The sequence below is a fragment of the Bradyrhizobium sp. NBAIM08 genome (assembly GCF_020193935.1).
GTDB lineage: Bacteria > Pseudomonadota > Alphaproteobacteria > Rhizobiales > Xanthobacteraceae > Bradyrhizobium > Bradyrhizobium yuanmingense.
Genome location: NZ_JADYVR010001091.1, coordinates 1 through 396, shown reverse-complemented (window position 1 = coordinate 396; position 396 = coordinate 1). Strand labels below are relative to the sequence as shown.

Genomic DNA, 396 nt, shown 5'->3' with positions numbered 1-396 from the left:
TCGCCAGACCGAGCCCCCACGCGAACGCCAGCCGCAGCCGCAGCGGGCTCTCGACCAGGTGCGAACGCAGCTGGCGTTCCCACGCCAGCAGCGTCATCAGGTCGCCGGCGCCGACGACCGTCATCGCGTGGCCTTCGATCCAGCCGAGCGCCAGCGCCGTGTCGCCCGCCGCCAGCGCCTGCGCGATCGCGTCGGTCCACAGGCCCTGCTCGGCGTGCCAGTTCGCGGCGGCCTGCTGCGTCGCGCGCACGCGCGCCGGGTCGCGCTGCTGCGCGCTGCGCAGCAGGAAGTCGCGAAACAGCGGGTGGAAGGCGAACCAGTGCTGGCGGTCGTCGAGCGGGTTGATGAAGAACTGCTGGCGCTCCAGGCGCTGCAGCAGCGCCTGCGCCTGCGAGT

General features: G+C 73.5%; 1 pseudogene. It reads right to left on the bottom strand.

The annotated features are described in order from the left end of the window. Positions 1–396: pseudogene (locus I6F37_RS43615) on the bottom strand (hypothetical protein); the annotation flags it as partial.